The sequence below is a fragment of the Fusobacterium perfoetens genome, from assembly GCF_021531475.1.
Classification (GTDB): domain Bacteria; phylum Fusobacteriota; class Fusobacteriia; order Fusobacteriales; family Fusobacteriaceae; genus Fusobacterium_B.
Window position 1 is genome coordinate 1 of the sequence record NZ_JADYTX010000090.1, and the last position, 237, is coordinate 237.

Sequence of the window (237 nt, forward strand, 5' to 3'; positions counted from 1 at the left end):
AAACACTATTTAGGCTTTCTATTGCGTTTGTTGTGTAAATTACTTTTCTAACTTCCATTGAAAATTTGAAAATAGGACTTATTACATCCCAATTTTTGTTCCAGCTTTTCATAGAGTTTGGATATATCTTTTCCCAAGTTTCAGTTACTTTATCTAAATTTTGTAAAGCTATTTTTTCAGATGGAGCTTGGTATATACTTTTTAAATCATTTGCGAATAATTTTTTATCTTTATCAG

General features: G+C 27.0%; 1 protein-coding gene. It reads right to left on the reverse strand.

Annotation, left to right across the window (positions count from 1 at the left end):
- Nucleotides 1–237 (reverse strand): transposase (locus I6E15_RS10130; protein ID WP_235247641.1); only part of this gene is annotated, 237 nt, incomplete at both ends.